The 24,964-nt window shown below is 64.8% G+C and carries 24 protein-coding genes, 1 pseudogene and 2 riboswitches; of the genes and pseudogenes, 7 read left to right on the top strand and 18 right to left on the bottom strand.

Going from position 1 to position 24,964, the window contains the following annotated elements; genetic code table 11:
- Position 1: 1 nt before the first annotated feature.
- From ABZO33_RS23345 to ABZO33_RS23320, 6 genes are all read right to left on the bottom strand, one after another.
- A complete protein-coding gene (locus ABZO33_RS23345; RefSeq protein WP_028690792.1) occupies positions 2–616 on the bottom strand; it encodes a response regulator transcription factor in 615 nt (204 codons plus the stop codon).
- A gap of 186 nt (positions 617–802) precedes the next feature.
- A complete protein-coding gene (locus ABZO33_RS23340; protein ID WP_414538092.1) occupies positions 803–1,045 on the bottom strand; it encodes a DUF1272 domain-containing protein in 243 nt (80 codons plus the stop codon).
- A 64-nt stretch (positions 1,046–1,109) separates the two neighbouring features.
- On the bottom strand, positions 1,110–1,862 hold the full coding sequence (gene cobM / locus ABZO33_RS23335) for a precorrin-4 C(11)-methyltransferase (RefSeq protein ID WP_414537962.1): 753 nt from the start codon (positions 1,860–1,862) through the stop codon (positions 1,110–1,112).
- A gap of 29 nt (positions 1,863–1,891) precedes the next feature.
- On the bottom strand, positions 1,892–2,302 hold the full coding sequence (locus ABZO33_RS23330; protein ID WP_414537961.1) for a cobalamin biosynthesis protein: 411 nt from the start codon (positions 2,300–2,302) through the stop codon (positions 1,892–1,894).
- Entirely contained in the window at positions 2,302–2,991 is a 690-nt protein-coding gene (locus ABZO33_RS23325; protein WP_414537960.1) for a CbtA family protein, read from the bottom strand. Before ABZO33_RS23325 ends, ABZO33_RS23330 begins: the two co-directional genes overlap by 1 nt.
- A gap of 10 nt (positions 2,992–3,001) precedes the next feature.
- Positions 3,002–3,187, bottom strand: coding sequence for a CbtB domain-containing protein (locus ABZO33_RS23320; protein ID WP_046855330.1), 186 nt, complete (start codon positions 3,185–3,187; stop codon positions 3,002–3,004).
- 99 nt (positions 3,188–3,286) lie between these two features.
- Positions 3,287–3,512: riboswitch (cobalamin riboswitch) on the bottom strand.
- A 60-nt stretch (positions 3,513–3,572) separates the two neighbouring features.
- Positions 3,573–3,770: riboswitch (cobalamin riboswitch) on the top strand.
- A 100-nt stretch (positions 3,771–3,870) separates the two neighbouring features.
- Between ABZO33_RS23320 and cobW the strand changes: the two genes are divergently transcribed.
- The 4 genes from cobW to ABZO33_RS23300 are packed head-to-tail and all read left to right on the top strand — an operon-like array spanning position 3,871 to position 10,372.
- Positions 3,871–4,938, top strand: a complete 1,068-nt coding sequence (gene cobW / locus ABZO33_RS23315) for a cobalamin biosynthesis protein CobW (protein ID WP_414537959.1) — start codon at positions 3,871–3,873, stop codon at positions 4,936–4,938.
- A gap of 3 nt (positions 4,939–4,941) precedes the next feature.
- Positions 4,942–8,703: a cobaltochelatase subunit CobN gene (cobN, locus tag ABZO33_RS23310; protein WP_414537958.1), complete on the top strand. Its 3,762-nt coding sequence runs from the start codon at positions 4,942–4,944 to the stop codon at positions 8,701–8,703.
- A gap of 2 nt (positions 8,704–8,705) precedes the next feature.
- Positions 8,706–9,704 carry an ATP-binding protein gene (locus tag ABZO33_RS23305; RefSeq protein ID WP_414537957.1) on the top strand — a complete coding sequence of 333 codons (999 nt, stop codon included), beginning with the start codon at positions 8,706–8,708 and terminating at the stop codon, positions 9,702–9,704.
- A 53-nt stretch (positions 9,705–9,757) separates the two neighbouring features.
- Entirely contained in the window at positions 9,758–10,372 is a 615-nt protein-coding gene (locus tag ABZO33_RS23300; protein ID WP_414537956.1) for a vWA domain-containing protein, read from the top strand.
- Between the two features lie 104 nt (positions 10,373–10,476).
- Here the strand turns inward: ABZO33_RS23300 and ABZO33_RS23295 are convergent, their stop codons facing one another.
- Positions 10,477–10,743 carry a hypothetical protein gene (locus ABZO33_RS23295; protein WP_028690802.1) on the bottom strand — a complete coding sequence of 89 codons (267 nt, stop codon included), beginning with the start codon at positions 10,741–10,743 and terminating at the stop codon, positions 10,477–10,479.
- Positions 10,744–11,076: 333 nt separating this feature from the next.
- Between ABZO33_RS23295 and ABZO33_RS23290 the strand changes: the two genes are divergently transcribed.
- Positions 11,077–12,402, top strand: coding sequence for a sigma-54 dependent transcriptional regulator (locus ABZO33_RS23290; protein WP_367858654.1), 1,326 nt, complete (start codon positions 11,077–11,079; stop codon positions 12,400–12,402).
- 26 nt (positions 12,403–12,428) lie between these two features.
- On the opposite strand, the gene ABZO33_RS23285 is transcribed toward ABZO33_RS23290, so the two are convergent.
- The 11 genes and pseudogenes from ABZO33_RS23285 to ABZO33_RS23235 form a co-directional block, all read right to left on the bottom strand.
- The gene (locus ABZO33_RS23285; protein WP_414537955.1) at positions 12,429–14,624 is read right to left on the bottom strand and encodes an LTA synthase family protein; all 2,196 of its coding nucleotides are present in this window, start codon (positions 14,622–14,624) and stop codon (positions 12,429–12,431) included.
- Positions 14,625–14,750: 126 nt separating this feature from the next.
- Positions 14,751–16,031, bottom strand: coding sequence for a hypothetical protein (locus ABZO33_RS23280; protein WP_414537954.1), 1,281 nt, complete (start codon positions 16,029–16,031; stop codon positions 14,751–14,753).
- A gap of 46 nt (positions 16,032–16,077) precedes the next feature.
- The gene (locus ABZO33_RS23275) at positions 16,078–16,818 is read right to left on the bottom strand and encodes a hypothetical protein (protein WP_023630127.1); all 741 of its coding nucleotides are present in this window, start codon (positions 16,816–16,818) and stop codon (positions 16,078–16,080) included.
- Between the two features lie 33 nt (positions 16,819–16,851).
- Entirely contained in the window at positions 16,852–17,532 is a 681-nt protein-coding gene (locus ABZO33_RS23270; protein ID WP_414537953.1) for a C39 family peptidase, read from the bottom strand.
- A gap of 62 nt (positions 17,533–17,594) precedes the next feature.
- Positions 17,595–18,911, bottom strand: a complete 1,317-nt coding sequence (locus ABZO33_RS23265; protein WP_414537952.1) for a heme utilization protein — start codon at positions 18,909–18,911, stop codon at positions 17,595–17,597.
- A gap of 52 nt (positions 18,912–18,963) precedes the next feature.
- Positions 18,964–19,536 carry an adhesin gene (locus ABZO33_RS23260; RefSeq protein ID WP_414537951.1) on the bottom strand — a complete coding sequence of 191 codons (573 nt, stop codon included), beginning with the start codon at positions 19,534–19,536 and terminating at the stop codon, positions 18,964–18,966.
- A gap of 1 nt (position 19,537) precedes the next feature.
- The gene (locus ABZO33_RS23255; protein ID WP_414537950.1) at positions 19,538–19,981 is read right to left on the bottom strand and encodes a hypothetical protein; all 444 of its coding nucleotides are present in this window, start codon (positions 19,979–19,981) and stop codon (positions 19,538–19,540) included.
- 298 nt (positions 19,982–20,279) lie between these two features.
- Positions 20,280–20,831, bottom strand: coding sequence for an AAA family ATPase (locus ABZO33_RS23250; protein ID WP_414537949.1), 552 nt, complete (start codon positions 20,829–20,831; stop codon positions 20,280–20,282).
- Entirely contained in the window at positions 20,828–21,394 is a 567-nt protein-coding gene (gene pnuC, locus ABZO33_RS23245) for a nicotinamide riboside transporter PnuC (RefSeq protein ID WP_414537948.1), read from the bottom strand. Before pnuC ends, ABZO33_RS23250 begins: the two co-directional genes overlap by 4 nt.
- Positions 21,395–21,488: 94 nt before the next feature.
- A complete protein-coding gene (locus tag ABZO33_RS23240; protein ID WP_414538091.1) occupies positions 21,489–22,223 on the bottom strand; it encodes a methyl-accepting chemotaxis protein in 735 nt (244 codons plus the stop codon).
- Between the two features lie 138 nt (positions 22,224–22,361).
- Positions 22,362–23,033, bottom strand: a pseudogene (locus tag ABZO33_RS23235) (cache domain-containing protein); the annotation flags it as partial.
- A gap of 391 nt (positions 23,034–23,424) precedes the next feature.
- On the opposite strand from ABZO33_RS23235, the gene ABZO33_RS23230 reads away from it, so the two are divergent.
- Together ABZO33_RS23230 and ABZO33_RS23225 are read left to right on the top strand one after the other, a co-directional pair.
- Positions 23,425–24,255, top strand: a complete 831-nt coding sequence (locus ABZO33_RS23230) for an undecaprenyl-diphosphate phosphatase (RefSeq protein ID WP_046855342.1) — start codon at positions 23,425–23,427, stop codon at positions 24,253–24,255.
- Positions 24,248–24,673: a DUF1294 domain-containing protein gene (locus tag ABZO33_RS23225; RefSeq protein WP_414537947.1), complete on the top strand. Its 426-nt coding sequence runs from the start codon at positions 24,248–24,250 to the stop codon at positions 24,671–24,673. Before ABZO33_RS23230 ends, ABZO33_RS23225 begins: the two co-directional genes overlap by 8 nt.
- Positions 24,674–24,964: the final 291 nt, after the last annotated feature.

Raw genomic sequence — 24,964 nt, 5'->3', positions numbered from 1 at the left:
TTCAGGCCACGTTGTTGCGTTTGGCCAGGTCGACCATTTCCACCAGTGACTCGACCTTGAGTTTTTCCATGATCCGGCCGCGGTAGGTGCTGATGGTCTTGGCGCTGAGGTTCATCTGCTCGCCGATCAGTTTGTTGCTCTGACCGGCACTGAGCCGGCGCAGCACTTCCATTTCGCGGTTGGACAGCAGTGCCAGGCGTTCGGTCTCGCTTTCCAGGGTGTTGCTGTTGACCGCCATCTGCGGAAAGGTCGAGTAGCCCTTGACCAGGGCCTTGAGGGCGAAGACCAGGGCATCGAGGTCCTCGTCCTTGTTGACGAAGGCCGAGATGCCGGCGTCCATGCAGCGGCGCACATAGAGGTCGGCGGGCTGGCCGGTCAGGGCCATGATCCGTGGGGGCGGGTCGATCAGCTTGAGGCGCTTGATCACTTCCATGCCGTCGAGGTCCGGCAGGCCGATGTCGAGGATGACCACGTCGGCCTTGGTCTGCTCGGCCAGGCGGGCAGCCTCTTTGCCTTTGCCGGTTTCACCCACGACGGTGAAGCGTTCGCGTTCAAGCAGCATGCGTACGGCGAGTCGCACAATGTGGTGGTCATCGACCAACAGCACGGATGTCATTCAGGTCACTCCTGTCAAAGTGCAGCCCGCTTCCTGCGTTGAATTTCAGGCGCGGGCCGCGGACTTGCTGGGCAGCGCGCACCTTACGGACATTCAGGACCCTTGGTAATAGGCGAGTATAGGTGTGTTGAAAATCCCGCACCAAGCTGTAGAAAATTCCTACAAACAAGGTTCAGGCGCAAGCGCTCAGGCGCAGGGAACCTTGGGCTTGAGTACACGCTGGGTGGAGGCGGGATTGTTAGCCAGCACCTTGCCGACGCGCGTGGGGCGCGTCACCAGTTGGCCGCCGCAGTTCGGGCAGCGGTCGTGGAAGTGCTGCTCGTTGCAGGCGCGGCAGAAGGTGCACTCGAATGAGCAGATCAGCGCATCCGGGCTTTCGGCTGGCAGGTCGGTGTCGCAGCATTCGCAGTTGGGGCGCAGGTCGAGCATGGTCAGGGCTTCCATCCAGTTGGAAAGCCCAGTGTGCGCCGCCGTCGCCCGCTCGGCAATCGCTTCACGAGCCGGGGCGATAGAGGTGGGCATGGCCGGCGCGGTATAGCGCCGAGTCGGCGAAGGGGGCATCGCCCAGAACATGCCCGACCAGGATCAGCGCGGTACGCCGGAAACCCTTGGCGGCGACACGCTCGGCGATATCCGCCAGGGTGCCCTTGACCCAGTCCTGGTCGGGCCAGGTGGCGCGATGGACCACGGCGATGGGGCAGTCGGCGCCATAGTGTGGCAGCAACTGCTCGACGATACGCTCCAGGTGGCGCACACCCAGGTGGATGGCCAGGGTGCTGCCATGGCGGGCCAGGTCGGCCAACTGTTCACCGGCCGGCATTGGCGAGCTGTCGCCGTAGCGGGTGAGGATCACCGTCTGCGCCACGTCGGGCAGTGTCAGCTCGCAGCCCAGCAGCGCGGCGCTGGCGGCGGTGGCGGTGACGCCGGGGACGATCTGGTAGTCGATGCCCAGCTCACGCAGGTGGCGGATCTGTTCGCCGATGGCGCCATACAGGCTGGGGTCGCCGCTGTGCACGCGGGCTACATCCTGACCGTTGGCATGAGCCTGACTCATTGCCTGGATGATCTGCTCCAGATGCAGTTCGGCGCTGTTGAGCACCGTGTGCGCCTGATGCCCCTCGAGCACCGCAGCCGGTACCAGGGAGCCTGCGTAGATGATCACGGGGCATTGGCGGATCAGGCGCTGACCCTTGACCGTGATCAGCTCGGGATCGCCGGGGCCGGCGCCGATGAAATAGACCGTCATGGGAGTTCCTTGCAGGTAAAAGGGGCGGATTATCCGCCGATGGCCAGGGCCAGGGTAGCGCCGCCGAGCCCTTGCCTTGGCACATGCAGGCGCGGCGCGGCACCTGTGCGCCCGGCCAGGGCCAGGGCTGCGCTTTCGGCGACACCCCAGCAGCCGGTCTGGGCGTACACCGTTGTCGAGCGCTGACTGAGCAGCGCTTCGAAGGTCGACAAGTGGCTGCTGTCGAAGCAGATGAACGGCAACCCGAGCCGCTCGGCCAGTGCCAGCAGCCCGGGCTCGCGCGCCTTGGGTTCGATGCTGGCGATTGCCTTCAGCGCCGACAGGGGCAGGGCGTGGCTGGTCAGGGTCTGGCGCAGCAGCACCGCGAGCGTTTCGACCGGGCAGCCACGGCGGCAACCAAAGCCGGCATACAGCGCCGGCTGGGGCACAAGGTCGCGCATCAGTGCTGGCTGGAGCGGCGGAACAACCAGGCGCTGAGCAGGCCCAGGGCCACCCAGAACGCGGCGTTGGTCAGCCACGAAGCGATTTTGAACTGGGTCTCCAGCGCCTCGGGCGCCAGGCTTTCATGAACCGCTGGCTGTGGCGCGCCGATCAGGTGCGGGATCACCAGCAGGGCGACTCCGAGCACCTTGAACAGCCAGTGCTGGGCGAACACCAGCAACGCCAGGCCGGCGGCAGTGGCGGCGGCGGTGCCGATCCACCAGGTCTGGCGCTGGCCAAGGTCGGCGGCGGCGGTGCCTGGCAGTTCCGGTGGCAGGCCCAGGGTCGGCGCCAGGCAGAACACGGCGAAGCCCGCCAGGCCCCACAGCGCGCCGGTGGCCACACGGCCCGGGGCACGCAGGCTGTACAGGGCGGCGAGGATCAGGGCGAAGCCGACGGCGACCACCAGGTTGCCGCCTGTGGTAGACAGGATCCGTTGCCAGCCATCTTCGGGTGCCCAGGCCTCGGCACTGTGCTCATGAGGCGCGGCGGCTTCGCCATGCTCATGCTGTTCGACGGCGGGGGCGGCGGTTTCATAGGTTTCCGCCTGGAGAATCAGCGGGGCGACCCAGAAGCTTTGCAACAGGGTCAGCAGCAGGGCGGCGAGCAGGCCGCTGAAGCCCGCGGTACGGGCGATGCGCGTGATCATGCGGGCGTACTCAGTGGCAAGGGAAGGCGGCGCTGTGGCGGGTGTCGTGGGCGGCGTTGTGCACCGCCTCGATGTGCGAGAAACCGGCGAAGTACACCAGGCACAGGCCCAGCAGGCTGGCGCCGACCGCGACGATCAGGCGCTGGCTGAGGCTCACGGGGGTGGCGATACTGGGTTTGGCGTGGGTGATGGGCATGACGCGTTCCTCTGCTGCTTTTGTTGTGGCAACGGGCAGGCGCGACGCCCCCGGGCACGGTTGGCCCAGGTGATACGACAGCGCCCGCCCACCGCGGGGTGTTCTGCAAGCATGTCAGGCCGGTCTCCGGGCTGGCGAGGTGGAGCTGGGCTCCATTGATCAAACGCCACCTTCCCATGCCGCACGATGGGCACAGTGGTCTGGACGCTTCTCTCGCTTACCGTTGCGGGGGCAGCACCGGCCTTGTCGGCCCTCTGCAAGGAGGCGCGACGCACCGGTTTCCCGTTTCACCCCCGTTGGGGGCACCTGAACGCAATGCGCTAGCAAATCACGGGGCCGGGCCTGCGTCAATCGCCGCGGCGGTTGACCGCCAGGCAGGCACTGCGTAGCCTTGCCGGTTCGAGGTTCCCGGGCGTTGTCCCGGGCTAAGACGGGAACGCGGTACAAGCCGCGGCTGCCCCCGCAACTGTAGGCACTGAAGGGTTCGGCACAGCCACTGCGCACGCGCGGGAAGGCGCCATCCCACCGGCTTTGATGGCCGGCGGTGCAAGCCAGGAGACCTGCCTCGCAACGTTTTCGACTTTCAACCGGGCGGGGTGATCCGGTGGCGAAACAGCCAGGCCGACACGGGCCGTGGCTGTCGTCCTGCATGCCCGCGCCATTGCTGCCAAGGGCATCGCGACATGAAAACACTGGCCAAGCTTCCCGTCACCATCGTTACCGGCTTCCTCGGCTCGGGCAAGACCACCTTGCTGCGCCACATGCTCGACAACGCCCAGGGCCGCCGCATCGCGGTGATCGTCAACGAGTTCGGCGAGCTGGGCATCGATGGCGAGATCCTCAAGCAGTGCAGCATCGGCTGCTCCGAGGAAGAGGCCAACGGCCGCGTCTACGAGTTGGCCAACGGCTGCCTGTGCTGCACCGTGCAGGAGGAGTTCTTCCCGGTAATGCGCGAGCTGGTGGCGCGCCGCGGCGATCTTGACCATATCCTTATTGAAACCAGCGGCCTGGCCCTGCCCAAACCGCTGGTGCAGGCCTTCCAGTGGCCGGAGATCCGCAACGCCTGCACGGTCGATGCGGTGATCACCGTGGTCGACAGCCCGGCCGTGGCCGCCGGCACCTTTGCCGCCTACCCGGACCAGGTCGATGCCCAGCGCAAGCTTGATCCCAACCTCGATCATGAGTCGCCGCTGCACGAACTGTTCGCCGACCAGCTGGCCAGCGCCGACCTGGTGGTACTGAACAAGGCCGACCTGATCGATGCCGAGGGCCTGACCAAGGTCCGTGCCGAAGTCGCCGAGGAGCTGCCGCCGGCGGTCAAGGTGATCGAGGCCAGCAGTGGTCGCCTGCCGCTGGAGGTGCTGCTGGGTGTGGGCGCCGAGTCCGAGGCGCACATCGACGGCCGCCGCACCCATCACGACTCGCATCACGACGGCGATGACCATGACGACCATGACCACGACGCCTTCGATTCGATCTCCATCGACCTGCCCGAGGCCGACGAAAGCCTGCTGCTCGATGCCTTGACGCAACTGGTCACCGAGTTCGGCATCCTGCGCGCCAAGGGCTTCGCCGCCATTCCCGGCAAGCCGATGCGCCTGCTGATCCAGGGTGTGGGTACCCGCTTCGACAAGCATTTCGACCGTGCATGGCGCAGCGAGGAGCCACGGATCACGCGCCTGGTGCTGATCGGCCAGGACCTGGACGCGGCCCAGCTGGAAGCGCGCCTGCGCCAGGCCCTGGGCGCCTGACCCATGCACCTGCTGCGGACCCAGCCCGGCGGCTTTGTGCCGGACGACAGCATCGCCGACCTCGGCCAGACCCCCGCCGAACTGGTGATCCTCTGCAGCGGTGACTCACACCTGGCGCTGCTTGCCGAAACCGCCGAGCAGTTGCCGGCGGATTTCCCCAGCGTGCGCCTGGCCAACCCGATGCAGGTGCAGAACCACGCCTCGGTCGACCTGTATGTCGACCAGGTGCTGCGCCATGCCAAGGTGATCCTGGTGTCGCTGCATGGCGGCGTCGGTTACTGGCGCTACGGTGTCGAACAACTGGTCGAGTTGGCGGCCCGGGGCGTGCAGCTGATCCTGGTGCCCGGCGACGACCGCCCCGACCCGGAGCTGACCGGCCTGGGCACGGTACGTGGCGAACAGGCCGAGCGCCTCTGGCATTACCTGCGCCAGGGCGGCAAGGCCAATGCACTGAACCTGTTCAACTGCCTGGCCAGCCACTGGCTGGGGCGCGCCTACCCCTGGGACGAGCCGCAGCCATTGCCGCGCACGGTGGTCTATCATCCGGCCAAGGCCAGCGCACGGCTCGAGGACTGGTACGCCGAATGGCACCCGGAGCACCCGGTGGCGCCGCTGCTGTTCTACCGCTCCCACCTGCAGGCAGCCAACACCGCGTTCATCGATGTGTTCTGCCAGCGCCTGCAGGCTTGCGGCTTGAATCCGCTACCGATCGCCGTGGCCAGCCTCAAGGAGCGCGCTTGCCTGGATCAGGTCGAGGCCTGGCTCGACGAAGTGCAGGCCGAGGTGGTCATCAACACCACCGGCTTTGCTCTGTCCAGCCCCGAACAGCCCAATCTGCGCCCGCTGCGTCGCGACGTGCCGGTGTTGCAGGCGATCTGCGCCCAGGACAACCAGCCTGGCTGGGAGCAGAGCGAGCAGGGCCTCGGCGCCCGCGACCTGGCGATGCACATCGCCTTGCCCGAGCTGGACGGGCGCATCATCACCCGGCCGGTGAGCTTCAAGGACCTGGCCTGGCGCAGCGAGCGCAGCCAGTCCGACGTGGTCTGCTACCGCGCCCACCCCGAACGCATGGATTTCGTCGCCGAACTGGCGCGGCGCTGGGTGACACTGGCGCGCCTGGACAACCAGGAAAAGCGCGTGGCGCTGGTGCTGGCCAACTACCCGACCCGCGACGGGCGCATCGGCAACGGTGTCGGCCTCGACACCCCAGGTGCGGCGTTGAATATCCTCCAGGCCCTGCAGGCGCAGGGCTATCCGGTAGCCGGCCTGCCCGACAGCGGCACCGAGTTGATCCACCAGTTGCTCGGCGGTGTCACCAACGATCTCGATCACCTTGACCAGCGCCCTTGCGCCCAGAGCCTGGCCCTGGCCGACTACCACAGGGCCTTCGCCGCGTTGCCCGAGGCCAACCAGCGCGCCGTGCTGGAGCGCTGGGGGCCGCCCGAGCAGGACCCGATGTTCCGCAGCGGGCGCATGATGGTCGCTGGCCTGCGCTACGGCCTGACCTTCGTCGGCATCCAGCCGGCGCGGGGCTACCAGGTGGACCACAGCGCCGTGTACCACGACCCGGACCTGGTGCCGCCGCACGGCTACCTGGCGTTTCACTTCTGGTTGCGCAACGGCTACGCCGCCGATGCGCTGATCCATGTCGGTAAGCACGGCAACCTGGAATGGCTGCCGGGCAAGGGCGTGGGGCTGTCCGCCGAATGCTGGCCGGATGCGTTGCTCGGGCCGTTGCCCAACATCTATCCATTTATCGTCAACGATCCGGGCGAGGGCGCCCAGGCCAAGCGCCGTACCCAGGCGGTGATTATCGATCACCTGATGCCGCCACTGACCCGTGCCGAGACCTACGGCCCGCTGCGCCATCTGGAACAGCTGGCCGACGAGTACTACGAAGCGCAGCTGCTCGATCCACGTCGCGCCAACGAGTTGCAGCGCGACATCCTGGCACTGGTCAAGGCCAACCACATCGACCGCGAACTGCAGCTTGAAGGGCAGATGGAAGATGCTGCGGTGTGGTTGCCGCGCCTGGATACCTACCTGTGCGACCTCAAGGAGTCGCAGATTCGCGATGGCTTGCATGTGTTCGGCCAGTCACCCCAGGGGCGCCTGCGCAGCGACACGCTGCTGGCCCTGGTGCGGGTGGCGCGGGGAGATGGCAAGGGCGGCAATGCCAGCCTGATTCGCGTGTTGGCCAAGGCCTTGGGGTTGGGCTTCGATCCGTTGGACTGCGACCTGGGGCAGGCCTGGGATGGGCCGCGCCCAGTCCTGCTGCTGCAACTCGACAACAGCGCATGGCGCACCTGTGGTGATACCCGTGAGCGTCTGGAGTGCCTCGCGCTGACCTTGATCGAGCAGGCATTGCAAGGGGCTGCGGCGTTGCCGGATGAAGACGGCTGGGCACCGGTGCGCGAGGTCTTGCAGGCGCTGGTCGAACGGATCGCGCCGGATCTGGACGCTTGTGGCGCCGCCGAGCTCGACGGCCTGCTGGCCGCGCTGGCCGGGCGTTTCGTCCCGGCCGGGCCCAGTGGCGCGCCCAGCCGTGGCCGCCTGGACGTGCTGCCCACCGGGCGCAACTTCTACACCGTCGATGTGCGCAACCTGCCGACCACCACGGCGTGGCGCCTGGGGTTTGCCTCGGCCAACCTGATCCTCGAGCGCCATCTGCAGGATCACGGCGACCACTTGCGCCAGCTGGGCCTGTCGGTGTGGGGCACGGCGACCATGCGCACCGGCGGCGACGATATCGCCCAGGCCATGGCGCTGATGGGCGTGCGTCCGGTCTGGGCCACCGGCAGCCAGCGGGTCGACGACTTCGAGATCCTGCCGTTGAGCCTGCTCGACCGGCCGCGGGTGGATGTGACGCTGCGAGTGTCGGGCTTCTTCCGCGACGCCTTCGGCAACCTGATTCGCCTGTTCGACGCCGCCGTGCAGGCAGTGGCCGCGCTGGACGAGCCGGACGACCTGAACCCCCTGGCCGCCCGGGTGCGCGCCGAGCGTGAAGCGTTGCTCGGCGCCGGCATGGAGCTGGAGCAGGCGGCACGGCAGGCCGGCTGGCGGGTGTTCGGAGCCAAGCCGGGGGCGTACGGAGCCGGCGTGCAGAACGCCATCGACGGGCGCCTGTGGCACAGCCGTGACGACCTGGCCGAGGTCTACCTCAACCATGGTGGCTACGCTTACGGCGCCAGCGACGAGGGCACGCCGGCCCGCGCCGCGTTCGCCCAGCGCCTGGCGCAGGTGCAGGCCGTGCTGCAGAACCAGGACAACCACGAGCACGACCTGCTCGACTCCAACGACTACTACCAGTTCCAGGGCGGCATGCTGGCAGCCGCCGAAACCCTGGCCGGCACCTCGCGGGCCAGCTACCACGGTGATCACAGCCAGGCCGACCGGCCGCGGGTGCGCACCCTGAAGGAAGAGCTCAACCGCGTGATCCGTGCCCGCGCGCTCAATCCGAAATGGATCGACGGCGCCAAACGTCATGGCTATAAAGGTGCATTCGAGCTGGCGGCGACGGTCGACAACCTGTTTGCCTTCGACGCCACCACCCACCTGATCGACGACCATCATTACCAGGGCCTGGCCGACGCCTACGTGCTCGACCCGGCCACCCGTGATTTCATGCGCGAGCACAACCCCGAAGCCCTGCGCGACCTCACCGAGCGTTTGCTGGAAGCCCAGCAGCGCGGGTTGTGGCAGGAACCGGGCGACTATCGCGAGAGCCTCGAGCAGCAGTTGCTCGCCGGCGAGGAAGACAGCTGAACATGAGCGAACCCGTACAATTCCCCCTGGCCGCCGTGGTCGGCGCCGACGACCTCAAGCTGGCCCTGTGCCTGACGGCGATCGACCCGAAGATCGGTGGCGTGCTGATCGAAGGCCCCCGCGGCATGGCCAAGAGCACCCTGGCACGGGGGCTGGCCGATTTGCTGGGCGACGGCCCGTTCGTGACCCTGCCGCTGGGGGCGACCGAAGAGCGGCTGGTGGGCACCCTTGACCTCGATGCCGCCTTGAGCCAGGGCCAGGCGCGGTTCTCGCCGGGTGTGCTGGCCCATGCCGACGGTGGCGTACTGTACGTCGACGAAGTCAACCTGCTGCCCGACCCTTTGGTGGATCTGCTGCTGGATGTGGCGGCCAGCGGTACCAACCGCATCGAGCGCGATGGCATCTCCCATCGGCACGCCGCCCGGTTCGTGCTGATCGGCACCATGAACCCGGAGGAGGGCGAACTGCGGCCGCAACTGCTCGACCGGTTCGGCCTGGACGTGGCTCTGGAGGGCCTGCCCGCGCCCGAAGCACGGCAGCAGATTATCCGCCGTCGGCTGGCCTTCGACAGCGACCCGCAGGCGTTCTGTGCCCAGTGGGCGCCCCAGCAGACCGCGCTGCGCCAGCGTTGCCAGGCCGCGCGCGAGCAATTGGCTTCGATCGCCCTGGACGACCAGGCCCTGGCCTGGATCACCGAGCGCTGCTTTGCCGCCGGGGTGGACGGCATGCGCGCCGACCTGGTCTGGCTGCGTGCGGCACGGGCCCATGCCGCCTGGCGTGGCAATACAGTGATCGAGGAAGCGGATGTGGAAGCGGTTGCCGAGTTTGCCTTGCGCCATCGCCGTCGCGCCCACGCACCGCAAGCGCAGGCCGCCACGGCGGGCGAGCCACCTAGGCCGCAGCAAGCGCAAGGCGAGCAGGGCGACTGGGGCGCGTTGCCGCCCCAGCCGGTGGCGACGGGCGTACGCCGCGAGGTACCGAACTGGGCAAAAAAGCCCTGAGCATCCGCTCGCGCCATGCCCAGGCGGCGGATGCCAAGCCCCGTGTCGGCAATTTGACAGGTAGCGCCCGGGGCCGCTCGCGTACGGCCGAAACTGGCCGCATCGCCTGGCTGACGACCTTGCTCAAGGGGCGCCCGCGCCTGCGTCGCGACCTGTGCTGGCAACAGCGCCAGGCCCAGGCGCCGGAGCTCTGGCTGGTGATCGTCGATGCATCGGCTTCCACCCGCCGCAACCAGGCACTGACCCAGGCCAAAGGCCTGCTGGCCGGATTGTTCGATGAGGCCTATCGGCAACGGGCACGCCTGGCGTTGCTCACAGCCAGTGGCGACAAGCCGCAATGGCAACGGCATGGCCTGAAGGCCTCGGCTGCCTTGCAGCCTTGGTTGCAGGCGCTGGGGGCTGGCGGCGGCACGCCGTTGCCGGCGGCGCTGGAAGAGGCGCGCCGTTGGTTGTTGGCGCGGAGCAAGCGCCTGCCCCTGGAGACCCAGCGTTGCCTGGTGCTGACCGATGGTCGCCTGCAACAGGAAGCACAATTGCAGCCGTTACCGTGCAGCACGTTGCTGGTGGATATGGAAATGGCGGCGGTGCGTGTGGGCCGCGCACGACAACTTGCCGAACAACTGCAGGCCGAATATCGGCATATCGAGCAGTTCAGCGTGATCAAGTAAGCAGGCAGCTGCGACAGAATGCCGCAATTGAAAAAGTTATCCCCGTATTTGGGGAAAGTTGCCAAAGTGCGTGGCTGCCACGCACTTTGTAACAGGCAGCCTTGTTACTTTGGCATCGACCAGGGTTGCAGGTCGTAACCTTTGCCGGACAGCTCGGCACGCACTTCCTCGATCAGGCTGGCCCACTGCGCAGGGTCGGAATAGACGCGCGAGGACACTTGCTTGCTGCCGATGCGGGTGCTGGTCCGGTCGATCACTGCCAGGCTCAGTTCACCAGTACCGTTGGGTGCATCCCAGGCTACGCACTGGAAGGGTTCGAAGGCGTGGTCGGCGATCAGCAGTGCTTCGTTGACACGGAGCGGGGCGTTCATGGTTCGGTCTCTCTCATGGTCCCAAACAGCGAAATATTGTTCCGCGGTGTTATTCCTGAATACTTTACAGCGCGGGGTTATTTGTACTGATGCTCCAGGTCAGGGTTCAAGTCACAAGGTTTTTAAATTTTTTATTGACGATTCATACGTTCGTGCTTGTCGCTCCCGCCTCAGACGCGCAAGGGTTGAGATAATTCCCGAGTGTGCCGGGCACACGGCTGGCGGGCTGACCAACGGTAGTGGGGAGCGTCAAGTTCATTGCTACTGTTAATTCGGGCGTCGCAACTGTCTGTTTATAGGTAAAAAACCAATAACTGGCGCCAAGGAAAGGTCATGCTTGAACCTGCATCCCACCGCCGCCTGCTGATCGTCGACCCCTGTGACGATTGCCACCGCCTGTTGCCGGGCTTGCGCAGTGTCGGCTGGGATGTCCGAAGTTGCACGCTCGAGGCCGCCCTGGAGCAACCCTGCGATGTCGGCCTGGTGCGCTTGCAAGCCTCGCACCTGCTGCACCCCGAAGCGCTCAAGGACCTGATCAAACGCAGCAATACCGAGTGGATCGCCGTGCTCAGCGCAGAGGAGCTGCGCCTGCAGAATGTCGGTGATTTTGTCTGCGAGTGGTTTTTTGACTTCCATACGCTGCCGTTCGATGTCTCCCGGGTGCAGGTCACCCTGGGCCGTGCCTTTGGCATGGCACGCCTGCGCGGCAAGGGCGCGGTGCGGGTGGATGAGCCCGAGCACGAACTGCTGGGCGAAAGCCGGCCGATCCGCGAATTGCGCAAGTTGCTCGGCAAGCTGGCGCCGACCGAGTCGCCGGTGCTGATCCGTGGTGAAAGCGGTACTGGCAAGGAACTGGTGGCGCGCACCCTGCACCGGCAATCACAACGTCGGGACAAACCTTTTATTGCCATCAATTGCGGGGCGATCCCGGAACACTTGATCCAATCCGAGCTGTTCGGCCATGAAAAGGGCGCCTTCACCGGGGCCCACCAGCGCAAGGTGGGGCGCATCGAAGCGGCCAATGGCGGCACCCTGTTTCTCGACGAGATCGGTGACCTGCCGTTGGAGCTGCAGGCCAATCTGCTGCGTTTTCTTCAGGAAAAGCACATTGAGCGGGTGGGCGGCAATCAGCCCATCGCGGTCGACGTCAGGGTTCTGGCGGCCACCCATGTGGACCTGGAGAAAGCCATCGCCTTGGCGCGATTTCGCGAAGACCTGTACTACCGCCTGAATGTTCTGCAAGTGGTGACCGCGCCGCTGCGTGACCGGCATGGCGACCTGTCGATGCTGGCCAGCCATTTCTCGCAGTTCTACAGCGCCGAGACGGGCAGGCGGCCACGTTCGTTCAGCGACGGTGCCTTGGCGGCCATGGGCCGGCACGAGTGGCCGGGCAATGTGCGCGAGTTGGCCAACCGGGTTCGGCGTGGCCTGGTGCTGGCCGAGGGCCGGCAGATCGAGGCCCAGGACCTGGGTTTGCAGGACCTGCAGGAGCAGGACCAGCCGCTGGGCACGCTCGAGGATTACAAGCACCGCGCCGAGCGGCAGGCGTTGTGCGATGTGCTGAACCGGCACAGCGACAACCTGAGTATCGCGGCCAAGGTGCTGGGGGTGTCGCGGCCTACGTTCTACCGGTTGTTGCACAAGCACCAGATTCGTTGATCAACCACGCTTCCGGTCACGGGACCTCAGCTCGACTGGGCAAGATGGCCGTCCGCCAGTTCCTCCACCGTCTCCGGCTCATCGGGCAGCGCGGTGATCACGCTGAAGTCGCTAATCTCCACCTCGCCGCCACCATACCCCAGTAAATGGAAGGAAAACGCCTTGCGCACGGTGGGGTTGTCGAAGTCGAACTGCATTTCCAGCGGCTCATCGGCCGTTACCCGAATCTCGTCGGGCAAGCCAAGCTGCACGTCTTGCTCAAGTTCCTTGGCCTTGAGCCGGATGTACGCGGCGTGGCGCGGGTCCAGCGCCCGCACCTTGAGGCGCACCCGGGTGCGGGTGCCTTCGGGCATCTCCAGGTATTGCGCGCCGATCAGGTTGTCCGCCCAATCGTCGTGGATGCGTTCAGCCAGGGCGATGGGCGCGGGCCCGCCGAACTGGTAGCGCAGGTTGAGCGGCGTCTGCAGCAGCGATTGGTCGAGGTTCGCGGCCAGCAGGTTGAGCTGCGGCCCTAGCGTATCTTCGCCGCGGCCGAGGAACCTGGCCTGGTCGGCAATGAAACCGGCGCTGGCATAGCGCCGGCAGCGTTGCTGGAAATCGCACTCGCTCAGGGTGCCCTGGCCGTCGTGGTAGCGCAGCATGCCATTGGTATAGGAGATCATCTCGCGGCCACTGTCATAGTCGCGGTACAGCGAGCGGCCGGCCAGGGCCGCCGGGATCGGCAGTGCAAAGTAGTCGAGCAGCGAGGTGCTCAGGTCGACGTGGCCGTAGGTGCCCTGATTGAGCCTGGGCATCTGGGCCTGCTCTGGGGCCAGGGTGAGGTTGAAGCCCCAGGCCGAGGCCAGGCGCACACCATCGATGCCATGGGATTCGTCGGAGGTGACGATCACCAGGGTGTCTTCCAGCACGCCCTGGCGCTCGAGACCGTCGAGGAAATTGCCTAGGGCATCGTCGAGGTAGGCCACCGCGGCCTGCTTGGGCGTATCGAAGCGTTGCAGGTAGGTCTCGGGCGCGGAATAGGGCTGGTGAGTCCCGACCGTAAGCAGGGTGAGCATCCAGGGCTGAGGTTGCTTGCGCAGCTCGCCGACGTAGTCGAGCGCACCCTCGAAGAACGCGCGGTCGTCCTTGCCCCAGGGGAATTCCAGGTAGTTGTCGTTGGCGAACCACTCCAGCCCATGCACCGAGTCGAAGCCGATGTGCGGCATGATCCGGTCCTTGGCCATGAAGCGCAGCCCGGCACCTTGCAGGTAATGGGTGACGAAGCCGGCCTCGCGCAGCTGGGCCGGCAGGCAGGCCTGGTTGCGTTGCTGCTGGGTCAGCAGCTCGACCCCCTTGGGGGTGCCGTTGGCCAGCTTGTCGTAATCGCCGCAGAGCATCGCGTACAGGCCGCGAATGGTCTGGTGGGTGTGCAATACATAGTCGGGGGTGTTCATGCCGCGCTCGGCCCACTGGCTGAGACGGGGCATCAGGTCCTGCTCGAAGCGGCTGCCCAGTGCCTCACGGTTGGGGCGCAGGTAAGCGCCGGGGATGCCCTCGACGGTGATGATCAGCAGGTTGCGCGCCTTGCCAGGGGCGTCGAGCAGCTTGACGCCATTGAGGTCGGACTGGGTCAGGCCAGCGCTGGGCAGCGCCGTGACCGCCGGTACCCGGCCCATTCGGCTCAAGGCCTGATGCTGGACCTTGCCCACCGCCGTCGACAGCGCTTGATGGGTGAGGCCGTACTGGCGCCATTGGTCGGCGTCCGAGGGGGCCAGTTGCTGGCCGCCCCAATGCAGGCCGAACAGTGCCAGGGGCATGGCCCAGAGTCGCCGTGGCAATGGCGCGCTGGCGGGCGATCGCCATACGCTCGCCAGCCAGGCGCCGAGACCTGCGACCAGCAGGGCGGGGAGCCAGGCATGGGCCAGTCCGCCGCCAGTGGAGTTCTCCATGAACTGCGGGTCGACCAAGTAGCTCAGGTCGTCGACCGTGGGCAGCCTGCCGACGGCGCTGACCAGCTCGGCGGATGCCACCCACAGGCCGCCCCAGGCCAACAGCAGCGGCAGGGCCAGCCACCAGGGGCGCCGCTGCAGGAGCAAGACCAGCAAGCTACCGACGGCAAGATCGGACAGGTAGCCGAAGGGATTGGACCAGCCCAGCAGCGCGCGCGCGGTCAGGGGTATCACCAGCACCAGGATTGCCAGGGCGGCAAGGCGGGCGCGAGGGTGACCGAGCAGGTTGTTCACGAAACTTTCCTTAATGCCATTAAACCGTCACAAAATTGTGCCGGATGATAACAGGCTGGTGTCGGGAAAGTCGGGCGCTACAAAACCGGTAACCAAATGCCGGGCCCGCGCGCGGGCCCGGTGTGGTCAGAAGTAGTAAGGGAATTTCAGGCTGAACGAGAAGTCTGGCGAGTCTTCGGTCAAGCCGATGGAGAGGTTGGGGACGATGGTCAAGTTGTCGGTGGCGGCGAACGTCAGGCCGACGTTGAAGTTGGCGGCGTTGTAGTCGCTGTTGGTGATCGACTGCCAGTCGCCGCCGTCGGGCTTGATCTTGCTTTTGCTGGCGAACTGGTCGGTGACCGAGAACGACATGCTCATCCGCTCGTTCAGGGCGAAGGCAATGCCGCCGCCAATCTGCCAGGAGTCGCCCAGCTTGACGTCCCCCTTCACCTTGGAGTTGACCTGCGGGCTGATGTCGCTGAACGAGTCCTGCATGTTGTAGGTATAGGACAGGCTGGCGAACAGCACGGCAGGGTCGAACGTCTTGACCAGCGAGATGCCCGGCGTGATCGCCCAGACACCGTTGCCGGTGGGGAGGCTCTCGGGTACCGAAAGGTTGTTGTTCGTCGGGTCCTCGACCAGCTTGATGCCGTAGGGATCCTTGCCGGTGGGGGCTTTCACCCGCAGGGTGAGCACGGCGTCGGGAAGGTTCTCCGATTCGTCGAGGAATTTGTAGGCGATCCCGACGTTGACATCGCCGATGGCGGGGTCACGGGTGACGGTGGCGTCGGAGGTGACCGGCCCGGCACCGCCCGCACCACCGGAAGAATAGGTCGATTCGCGATAAACGATTGGCACATTTATATCGAACTGCCAACGTTGGTCCATGTTGTAACGGGCGGTCAGGTCCAAGGTCCAGTTGTCCGCCTTGATACGGTCCAGGTTGATATTGCCGAGGAAGATCGAATCGAGCGCGAGGAAGCCGTTGAGGGTCAGCGCACGGGTATCGTAGTGCGTATAGGTGAGGCCGGTTTCGACGCTGAACTTGCCGCCACCGAAGAAGCCGCTGGCTTCGTCGTACAGGTTGGAAACGCTTTGCGCCGGCTCCGAATCGTCCTTGAGCGACTGGCCGTAGGAGCTGCCACTGCTGCCCGGGGCGCCGGAGGCCACGGTCTGTGCGCCCTTGGCCGGTGTCGAAGGGGACTTGGTCAGCCGTTTGGGCGGCGGCGCGGCAGGGGTTTCCTCGACTTGACGCACACGCTGCTCGAGCACCATCAAGGCGTTCTGCTGGGCTTCATAGCGTTGTTTCAGCTCCCGCAGCTCCTGCTTCAGCGCCTCGACCTGAGGGTCCGGAGCTGCATACAGCATGGTGGCCGGGGTCAAGGTACTCAGACAGACTACTGCTTTGAGCGTCAACGATCGTTGCATGAGTTAGCCGTCCCTTCAGACTACATACGATGAGAGTCAGCGTAGATCAGTATCCGAGCGCGCGAAGACCTTTGAGCTGGTCAAGATTGCCGTTAAGGGCCGCAGCAGGCACGTTGTCGCGCAGCACGACGTTGAGGGAGGTAAGGTTGCTGACCTGGTTGCCGTTGCCCAGCAAGGTGGCGTTCTGCATCAGCCCGCCCTGGGCGATCTGCTGCAGGGTACTGCCCTGGTTGTTGTTGGCCATGACATTGAGTTGCACGCCCGTACCATTGGCGGAAACGCTCATGGACCCCGCGGCGTTGCTGCCGACCAGTGTCGAGCCTGTGGCGAGTGCCTGGCCCTGCTGCGGTACGTCGGGCGCCTGGTTGGCCTTGGTGACGTTGATGTCGACGTTGTTGTAGGCGGTGTTGTTGTCGCCAGCGGCACGCACGACCTGAGTGACGCCGACAGTGCTGTCCAGGCCACCACCCCCGGTGACGGTGCCCGTCCCACCCTTGGCGCCGCTCGAGCCCGTGCCTTTCTCGTCGATCATGGAGACATAGAACTGCGGCTTGATGGTCGACTGCTGAACCTGCATCGACGTCTTGGCCCCGATCACATCGCCGTTGGCGTTCTGCCAGGTGCTGGTCATGACCACGCCGAAACTGATGATCCGCCCCGGCAGCACATAGCGGCCGCGCAAGTTCGCCAACTCCTGGTCCTTCAGTTCAATGGGTTTGAACGTCTCTGCCTGGGCCGGCAGTGCGGCGGCGAGGCAGATCAGGGTGAGCCATGCTGGGGTCTTCATGGGATGCTCCCGGAGCGTCTTGCGCAATTGTCATTAGAAGAAGTCGCTGCGGATGAAACCGAAGTCCATCAGTTCGGCGTCTTTGACCGGGGTGAAATTGTTGATGCGGCCTTTGGCGCTCAGCGGCAGAGGCGGGTCGAGCAAGGCATTGTCCTTGTCGTAACCCTGGCCGATCACGGCGAAGATGATGCCGTTCCAGCCTTTGAGGAAATCTTCGACTTTGTAGCGTTTGTGGCCGAGCACCGGATCGCCGATGTACACCCAGCCCTTGTCGACGCGCTGCATGACCACGAAGTGCTTGTAGCCACGGATGTCCATCAGCACCACCACGGGGATGCGCACGCTGTTCAGGGTGTCGGCGGCGACTCGATAGCCGCGGGCACGCATGCCCAGGCTTTCCACGTAGCGTTTCATGTCGAGCATGGAGAAGCCCTGTACCCGTACCAGGTCCTGGTCGGCGTGGGCCAGCATGCCTTCGATGATGTGTTGTTCGTCCACGTCCAGCCAGTAGGCCTGGCGCAGGATGGTTGCCAGCGCCGCGGCGCCGCAACTGAAATCGGTCTTCTGTTGCACCAGGTCGGCGAACTTGCGCTCGCGGATGCTCTGGATGGGCTTGTAGATCACCGCGCCCCCCGGCAAAACCGAAAGCGGCATCTGCGCCGCTTCGCTGTAACTGGCCATGCACAGCAAAAACGCCAAGGCGATCATCCGCATGGTCTTGCCCCCTGGTCCTGTTGAAGAAAGGCCCCCCGAAGGGGGCCTTACGGTTACAGCGCTCAGAACGAGGTGTTGGAGATGGCCAGCGAGTTGCTCTGCTGGTTGCCTACACCGGCTGCGACGTTGACGCCGAGGTTGCCGCTGCCACCGTTCACCGAGCCACTCAGGGTTGCGGTGTTGGTCACAGGGTTGGCCCAACCGGTAGGGGTCAGCACCTGGAACGACACGGTGTTGCTCAGGTCGTACGAGCTGGACTCGCTGTAGCTCTTCGAGCCGGACTTCGACGATTCGTTGGAGGCGCTGCCCGACTTCTCATAGGAGGAGTCGTAGGCTTTCTCGAACGCAGAGTCGCGTGCTTTTTCGTACGAGGAGCTGGAAGACTTCTCGTGCGATTTGTCATACGACGCGTCGATCGAGGCGGTCAGCGATGCATCGAACGAGTCGGTGCGGCTGCGCTCGTGGCGGCCGAAGTCCTGGGTCTGGGTCACGCTGCCGCTTGCCGAGGCATCCAGCGAAGCGTTCAGAGAGCCGCTTGCCGAAGAGCTCGAGTCATGGCTACGCGAACCACTGGCGCTGGAGCTGTTGGAGCCATTGGCGCTCCAGCTGTTGGAGCCGGCGGCGTCCCAGCTCGACGAGGCGCTGCTGTCCTTGCTGTAGCTGGAGTCTTTGTCGTACGAGGCGCTGCCGCTTCTGGTCGTGGTGAAGGTCAGCGTATCGACCGAATAGGTGCGGTCGGCGCTGTTGTTCACGACCAGGCCTGGGCCGTTCTGGTCGGCAGAGGCGGTGGCGGTGGCGTTACCCAATGGCGCATTGGAGTTGGCAATGGCCATGGTGTTTTTCTGCTGGTTCAGGTCGCCACCGGCAATGTTGATGCCCATGTTGCCGCTGCCGTTGTTGCCCGAGCCGCTCATGACGCCGGAGTTGGTGACACCGTAGTTGTTGACGCGGTTGTTGTTGCTGTACTGGCGGACGTCGGCGGTGGCCGAGGCGGAGCCGAACACGAAGCTGTTGTCCAGGCTCGAATCAGCGCCGGCATTGGCGATGGCGGCGGCGTTGTCCTGCTGGTTGCCGGCGCCGGCCGCGACGTTGACACCCACGTTGCCGCTGGTGCCGGAGGCCGAGCTGCTCATTTCGGCTTCGTTCACCGTACCTTCATTGCTGATGCGGTTGCCGGTGCTGCTTTGCTTGTCCCAGGCATTGGCGGTGGCATACACCGGGATCTTGGTAGGAGGAGGGGTGTGATGACCGTTGTTGTGGCCATTGTTATGGCCATTGTTGTGGCCGCCACGTGGATCATTCTGCCCAGCTTGTACAGCCACAGCCATGATCGCAGCAATTGCGAAAACCAGAGGCTTGAGTGCCATCGAGGGTTTCATGGTGGTTCTCCGTACTTTGTTTTAGGTTAAGTGTTGTTGTTACCTGTTTGGGTCAATCTGCGACCCGGATGCTCAGGGTGTTGGCCGTTCGGTTTCCCACCCCTGCACTCTGATTCAACTGCACCACGCCACGGCTACCGGTGAATGCCTGGTCGCTGGTGCTGACCTGGCGATGGCCGGGTGTCTGGGCAGTTGGATCCGAGTTGTTGACCAGCGCCACGTTCTGTTGCAGAAGGACGCTGTCGTCGATGCTTTGCGGTTGGGCACTGACACTGATGCGAAGTGCGTTGGCTTGCTGGTTGCTGGCGCCGGCGCTCTGGTTGACCCCGAGGATGCCGTTGCCGTGGCTGAAGGCTGCGCCCTGGATGTTGGCCTGGGCATCGATCGCTGGGTCGGAGCCGGTGCGCAGCCGCTGGCGGATCTGGGTGCTGGCGTTGGCATCATGGCCGATGGCGATGGCGCGAGCATTGACCTGTTGCTGTTGATCGCCGGCCGCCTGATTGACGCCCAGGTTGCCCTGGTATTGCGCACCCGAGCTGTCAATGGTGGCGTTGTTAATCACGGGGGATTGGGCGAAGGCCGGCGCACTGCACAACGTGGCCAGGAGCAGCAGCGTGTGCCTCATGTCACTGACCTCCACTGAGGATCTTCAGCGCGCCCAGGCCTTGCTGGACGTTCGAGTTGACCATGTTGGCGATGCCATTGCCGCCCGAACCCGAGCCACGTCCACCTGCGATATTGGGCAACTGTGTCTGGTTGCCAATGTTGCTGCCGATGGTGTTGGTCTGCTGGGTAATCAGCGAGTTGATACCGGCGCCGCTGGTGATGTTGGCGAAGTCGCCATCGCTAAGCTCACTGGTCTGCCTGAGGATGTGGGCGGACGGGTTGGTATTGACGGTGACCGGACTGGGGTCAGGGATGATCGGCGCACGTATGGCGCTGCGGGTCTGCACGTCGCGGGTGATGACGACAATGCCGTTGTCTGCCTGGGCAGGCAGGCTGAAACTGGACCCCAAGGCGCAACCGAGCAGCAGGAGGTGACAGATCTTGCCTTTTTCTGGTTTCCCCACGATGGCAATTCCTTCTTCGGCGTATTGGGCCTGGGCCGCGTTGCCAGAAGGAGAGCAGAAGCTGTGCCGGTTTTTGTTATTGCTTTCGAATCAGGTAGTTGTGGGGCTAATGCCGGCGCGTCAAAGGATCGTTGTATCAGCGCTGAGACAGAAGGCCGGCCCAGCGGCTGCCGGACCCCGTGATGGCGGGCGCTGACGGGTTTTCGTCGAGGGTGTTTCATGGCTGTGACACTACCCCCGGATCTGGCGCAATACGCGCAAATCCGGGGGCCATGGCCCCACAGGGTGTATCAGCGGCTTAACATTCGGTGGGGCAGGTGGGGGATTTGCCGTCCAGCAGGCGCTGTACAACGCTCAATACCTTGGCGCTGCGTTGCGACCAGTCGCCGTCAATCACCTGCACGTTCTGCCGGTGGCGTTGCAACCAGGCCAGGCTGTCGTCGAAGAACACCTGGCGCTCTTCCAGCCGGGGCTGGCAGCGCAGCCCGTCCCCGACCCATTCGACGCCCTCGGGGCGCAGCAGCAGGTGCAGGTCGTAATGGCGCGCCTGGATGGCCTGTTCCAGCCACCCGGGGCAATCGCCGAACAGTGCCCGGCTCCACAGGATATTGCTGAGCAGGTGGGTGTCGAGGATCAGCAGCTCCGGTGCCTGCGCCCGGCCCTGGTCTTCCCAGGCCAACTGGCCACGCGCAATGGCAGGGATATCGGCGTAGCAGGTGTCGCGTTGCTCGCGCTCCATGAAATGACGAACGTACTCACCGACCAGCACGCCCCCGAAATGCGCCTGGATCTCACCGCTCAGCCAGCTCTTGCCACTGGACTCCGGGCCGCACAGCACCAGGACCTTCATGCGCTGGCCAGCGCCGGGTCACGGCGCCACTCCAGCCAGCCGCGCATCGCGATCAGGGTGAACAGGGCATACAACGCGGCGGTGAGGTAGAGGCCCTTGTAGAGGAACAGGCCGACGAAGACCACATCCACCACCACCCACAGCGCCCAGCACTGCAGGCGCTTCTGCGCCATCCACAGCTGGGCCACCAGGCTGAAGCCGGTAAGCGCGGCGTCCAGCCAGGGTTGGGCAGCGTCGGTCCAGTGGGCCATGGCGGCGCCCAGCAACAGGCTGGCCAGCAGGCCGATCGCCAGGCCCTTGAGCATGGTCGCGGGTGCCAGGCTGGTCACCTGGCGGGCGTCCTCGACACGGTCAGGCCGGGTCCATTGCCACCAGCCATATAGCTGCAGCACCGCGTAGACCAGTTGCAGGAGCATGTCCGAGTACAGCTTCACCTCGTAGAAGATCCAGCTGTACAGCACCACCATCACCAGGCCGATCGGCCAGCACCAGGGGTTCTGCTTGACGGTGAGCCAGACGGCGATGACGCCGAGCGCGGCGGCGAAGAGTTCGAGGCCGGACATCGGCGATCCTTGGACGGGGAAAGGCGCGATGCTAACCGCTTCGAGCGGCACGCTTCAAGCTGCGGGCAGGTGGATCTACCCGCAGCTTGTGCCGCTAGACCCTGAACTGGCGCAACAGTTGCTCCAGGTCTTCGCTCAGCCGCGCCAGGGCTACCCCTGCGTCGCTGGACTGGCGCGCGGCCTCGGCGGTTTGTTGCGACAGGTCGGCGGTTTCGGTGACGTTGCGGTTGATCTCCTCGACCACATGCGACTGCTGCAGGGTGGCGCTGGCGATCGAGGCATTCAACGCACCGAGGTTGCCCAGCGCCAGGCTGATGGCATCCAGGCTGCTGCCGGCCTCGCGGGCCTGCTCGACGGTCTGGCGCGAGGCTTCGCTGCTGGTGTCGATGGCCCGTACCGCGGCTTCGGACTGGCCCTGCAGGTGCTCGATCATGGTCTGGATCTCGGCGGTCGACTGGGCGGTGCGCTGAGCCAGCAGGCGTACCTCGTCGGCGACCACGGCAAAACCGCGGCCTTGCTCGCCGGCGCGGGCGGCCTCGATGGCGGCGTTGAGGGCGAGCAGGTTGGTCTGCTCGGCGATCGAGCGGATCACCTCGAGCACGCCGCCGATCTTCGTGCTGTGGCTGGCCAGTTCACGGATTACCTGCACCGCCTGCTCGATTGTGGCCGAGAGCCGGTCGATCTGCTGCAGGCTGCCGTGGATCGCCTGCTGGCCGTGGCCTACCTGGGTCTGGGCGTTGCGCATCTCGCTGGAGGCCTGCTCGGCGTGCTTGGCCACGTCGTGCACGGCGTAGGAAACCTCGTTGATGGCGGTGGCCACCTGGTCCATCTGCAGCGATTGCTGGGTGCTGCGGGCCTGGGCCGCGCCTGCGTTGTCGCCGACATGGCCGGCCGACTCGGCCAGGGCATGGGCGGCGCCCTGCAGCTGGCCGATCACGCCCTGCAACTTGCCGTTGAAGCGGTTGAAGTGTTCGCCCAGGTGGGTGATTTCATCCCGCCCATGGGTATCAAGGCGCCGGGTCAGGTCGCTTTCGCCGCTGGCGATGGTGCCCATGGCCTGCACCGCTTCCTGCAGCGGGCGGGCGATGCTGCGGGCGATCAGCATCACCAGCAGGGCCATCAGCAGGGCGATACCCAGGCCCAGCAGCGAGGCGTCACGCAGTTGGCGGGCGAACTCGGCTTGCACGTCGTCGATGTACACGCCCGAACCGATGATCCAGCCCCAAGGCTTGAACAGCTGGATATAGGAGGTTTTTGCCACCGGTTCGCTGGCGCCGGGCTTGGGCCAGCGATAGTCGACCGGCCCCGCGCCCTGGCTGCGGGCCAGGGCGACCATCTCATTGAAGACGGCGAAGCCATCCGGGTCGCGGATGGCGGAGAGGTCCTGGCCATCGAGCTTGGGGTTGGCCGGGTGCATGACCATCTTCGGTTGCAGGTCGTTGATCCAGAAATAGTCGTTCTGGTCATATCGCAGCCCGCGCACTACTTGCAGGGCTTGCTGCTGCGCAGCCTCGCGGGTGAGCGTGCCGGCGGCCTCCAGGCCTTGGTAATAGGCCAGCACGCCGGCGGCGGTTTGTACCACGTGGCGGGTCTTTTCGGCCTTGGCCTGGTACAGGTCGCCATGGAGCTGGCGCAGCATCAGCAGGCCCAGCACCAGCAGCATGGCCACGGCCACCAGCAGGATCAGCCACAGACGGCGGCTGATCGACATCGACCTCAGGGTCTTCATGATGCGTTACTCCAGTCTTTATTCTTTTTATCCAGGGCATCCAAGCATGCTTTGCCGCGGGTCCCCACTCGACCAACGGCTAATGCGTCGTTCTTGACATCCTCAGTTGCAGGTAACGCAAGCCTTGAAACAAAGGCTCTGCTAGGATTTCGGCCGCGCCAGATGAAACCTTTAGGCGGCTGGACATTTCAGCTGGCTTTGGGGGCCTCTGTCGCTGTAAAAAGCACGCGCCGCGAGCGGTATCAATTGTGTCAATCAAAACAAGCGGCCTGCCACGCGCAGCGCCGCACTTGGGGGAAAGATGGATTTGTGGAGTGCCTTGCAGGCGATCATCCTGGGCGTGATCGAGGGGCTGACGGAGTTCCTGCCCATTTCGAGCACCGGGCACCAGATCATCGTCGCCGACCTGATCAACTTCGGCGGCGAACGCGCCATGGCGTTCAACATCATCATCCAGCTGGGTGCCATCCTGGCGGTGGTGTGGGAGTTCCGGCGCAAGATCTTCGACGTGGTACTGGGCTTGCCCACGCAGGTGCCGGCACGGCGTTTCACCGCCAACCTGCTGATCGCCTTCATTCCCGCGGTGATCCTGGGCGTGCTGTTTGCCGACCTGATCCATGAGTACCTGTTCAACCCCATTACCGTTGCCGCCGCGCTGGTGGTGGGAGGGGTGATCATGCTGTGGGCCGAGCGTCGCCAGCACCGGGTGGAAGTCGACCATGTCGACGACATGCGCTGGACTCATGCGTTGAAGATCGGCCTGGTGCAGTGCCTGGCGATGATTCCGGGCACCTCGCGCTCGGGCTCGACCATTATCGGTGGCTTGCTGTTCGGCCTCTCGCGCAAGGCGGCGACCGAGTTTTCGTTCTTCCTCGCCATGCCTACCATGGTCGGAGCGGCGGTGTATTCGGGGTACAAGTACCGTGATCTGTTCCAGCCGGGCGATTTGCCGGTGTTCGCCATCGGCTTCGTGGTGTCGTTCATCTTTGCCATGATTGCCGTGCGCGGGCTGCTCAAGTTCATCGCCAACCACAGCTATGCGGTGTTTGCCTGGTACCGGATCGCCTTTGGCCTGCTGATCCTGGCGACCTGGGAGTTTGGCTGGGTCGATTGGTCGACGGCGCATGGTTGAGAGGGCTCGTACGCAGCGTGCGCCCAGGCGCGAGGACGGCGTGCGCAATGCACGCCTGAAGGGGCTGGTACTTGCGGTGCTGTGCCTGTTGCCGGTGCTCGGCGGCCTGCGGATGGGGTTGAGTGGCGGGAGCTGGTTGCCGTTGGCGATGTATCCGCTGGTGAGTCTGGTCAGCTTGTTGTTGTACTGGCAGGACAAGCAGCAGGCGCGGACTCAGGCCTGGCGTACGCCGGAAAAGGTGCTGCATGCCAGTGAGCTGCTGGGGGGCTGGCCGGGGGCTTTGCTGGCGCAGCAGGTGTTTCGGCACAAGACCCGGAAGGTTTCCTATCAGGTTGTGTGTTGGGGGATTGTTCTGGTGCATCAGGTGTTCTGGGTTGATTATTTGTTTTTGGCGGGGCGGTGGGGTGATTTGATCTGAGGGGTGTGGTTGTAGTTGTAGTTTGGTTTTTGTTTTGAAAGTTGTATGCGCATTCATTTGTGATGTCGACGCTTATTCACCTTTCCGCCCTTACGGCGGGTCCCTTTTTGAAGGATCAAAAAGGGACCAAAAAATCCTCGCGGGGTATGACTCACCCACATGGGTTACAAATCAGTTCACGCACATAGGTAACAGTCTTTAACTGGCAGGGTCGGTTTTCGAGGATCTGACCATGCCTTGGCGAGAGCTGAAACCTATGGACCTTAAAATGCTTTTCATCGCGGATTACCT

The organism is Pseudomonas sp. CAM1A, from assembly GCF_047501685.1.
Taxonomy (GTDB): domain Bacteria; phylum Pseudomonadota; class Gammaproteobacteria; order Pseudomonadales; family Pseudomonadaceae; genus Aquipseudomonas.
This window is presented reverse-complemented; position numbering and strand designations above follow the sequence as displayed.

Excerpts from the sequence above, each read along its gene's own strand:
- ABZO33_RS23345 (WP_028690792.1), bottom strand. The coding sequence starts at position 616 with ATGACATCCGTGCTGTTGGTCGATGACCACCACATTGTGCGACTCGCC.
- ABZO33_RS23340 (WP_414538092.1), bottom strand. The coding sequence starts at position 1,045 with ATGCTCGACCTGCGCCCCAACTGCGAATGCTGCGACACCGACCTGCCA.
- cobM (WP_414537962.1), bottom strand. The coding sequence starts at position 1,862 with ATGACGGTCTATTTCATCGGCGCCGGCCCCGGCGATCCCGAGCTGATC.
- ABZO33_RS23330 (WP_414537961.1), bottom strand. The coding sequence starts at position 2,302 with ATGCGCGACCTTGTGCCCCAGCCGGCGCTGTATGCCGGCTTTGGTTGC.
- ABZO33_RS23325 (WP_414537960.1), bottom strand. The coding sequence starts at position 2,991 with ATGATCACGCGCATCGCCCGTACCGCGGGCTTCAGCGGCCTGCTCGCC.
- ABZO33_RS23320 (WP_046855330.1), bottom strand. The coding sequence starts at position 3,187 with ATGCCCATCACCCACGCCAAACCCAGTATCGCCACCCCCGTGAGCCTC.
- cobW (WP_414537959.1), top strand. The coding sequence starts at position 3,871 with ATGAAAACACTGGCCAAGCTTCCCGTCACCATCGTTACCGGCTTCCTC.
- cobN (WP_414537958.1), top strand. The coding sequence starts at position 4,942 with ATGCACCTGCTGCGGACCCAGCCCGGCGGCTTTGTGCCGGACGACAGC.
- ABZO33_RS23305 (WP_414537957.1), top strand. The coding sequence starts at position 8,706 with ATGAGCGAACCCGTACAATTCCCCCTGGCCGCCGTGGTCGGCGCCGAC.
- ABZO33_RS23295 (WP_028690802.1), bottom strand. The coding sequence starts at position 10,743 with ATGAACGCCCCGCTCCGTGTCAACGAAGCACTGCTGATCGCCGACCAC.
- ABZO33_RS23290 (WP_367858654.1), top strand. The coding sequence starts at position 11,077 with ATGCTTGAACCTGCATCCCACCGCCGCCTGCTGATCGTCGACCCCTGT.
- ABZO33_RS23280 (WP_414537954.1), bottom strand. The coding sequence starts at position 16,031 with ATGCAACGATCGTTGACGCTCAAAGCAGTAGTCTGTCTGAGTACCTTG.
- ABZO33_RS23275 (WP_023630127.1), bottom strand. The coding sequence starts at position 16,818 with ATGAAGACCCCAGCATGGCTCACCCTGATCTGCCTCGCCGCCGCACTG.
- ABZO33_RS23270 (WP_414537953.1), bottom strand. The coding sequence starts at position 17,532 with ATGCGGATGATCGCCTTGGCGTTTTTGCTGTGCATGGCCAGTTACAGC.
- ABZO33_RS23265 (WP_414537952.1), bottom strand. The coding sequence starts at position 18,911 with ATGAAACCCTCGATGGCACTCAAGCCTCTGGTTTTCGCAATTGCTGCG.
- ABZO33_RS23260 (WP_414537951.1), bottom strand. The coding sequence starts at position 19,536 with ATGAGGCACACGCTGCTGCTCCTGGCCACGTTGTGCAGTGCGCCGGCC.
- ABZO33_RS23250 (WP_414537949.1), bottom strand. The coding sequence starts at position 20,831 with ATGAAGGTCCTGGTGCTGTGCGGCCCGGAGTCCAGTGGCAAGAGCTGG.
- pnuC (WP_414537948.1), bottom strand. The coding sequence starts at position 21,394 with ATGTCCGGCCTCGAACTCTTCGCCGCCGCGCTCGGCGTCATCGCCGTC.
- ABZO33_RS23240 (WP_414538091.1), bottom strand. The coding sequence starts at position 22,223 with ATGGACCAGGTGGCCACCGCCATCAACGAGGTTTCCTACGCCGTGCAC.
- ABZO33_RS23230 (WP_046855342.1), top strand. The coding sequence starts at position 23,425 with ATGGATTTGTGGAGTGCCTTGCAGGCGATCATCCTGGGCGTGATCGAG.
- ABZO33_RS23225 (WP_414537947.1), top strand. The coding sequence starts at position 24,248 with ATGGTTGAGAGGGCTCGTACGCAGCGTGCGCCCAGGCGCGAGGACGGC.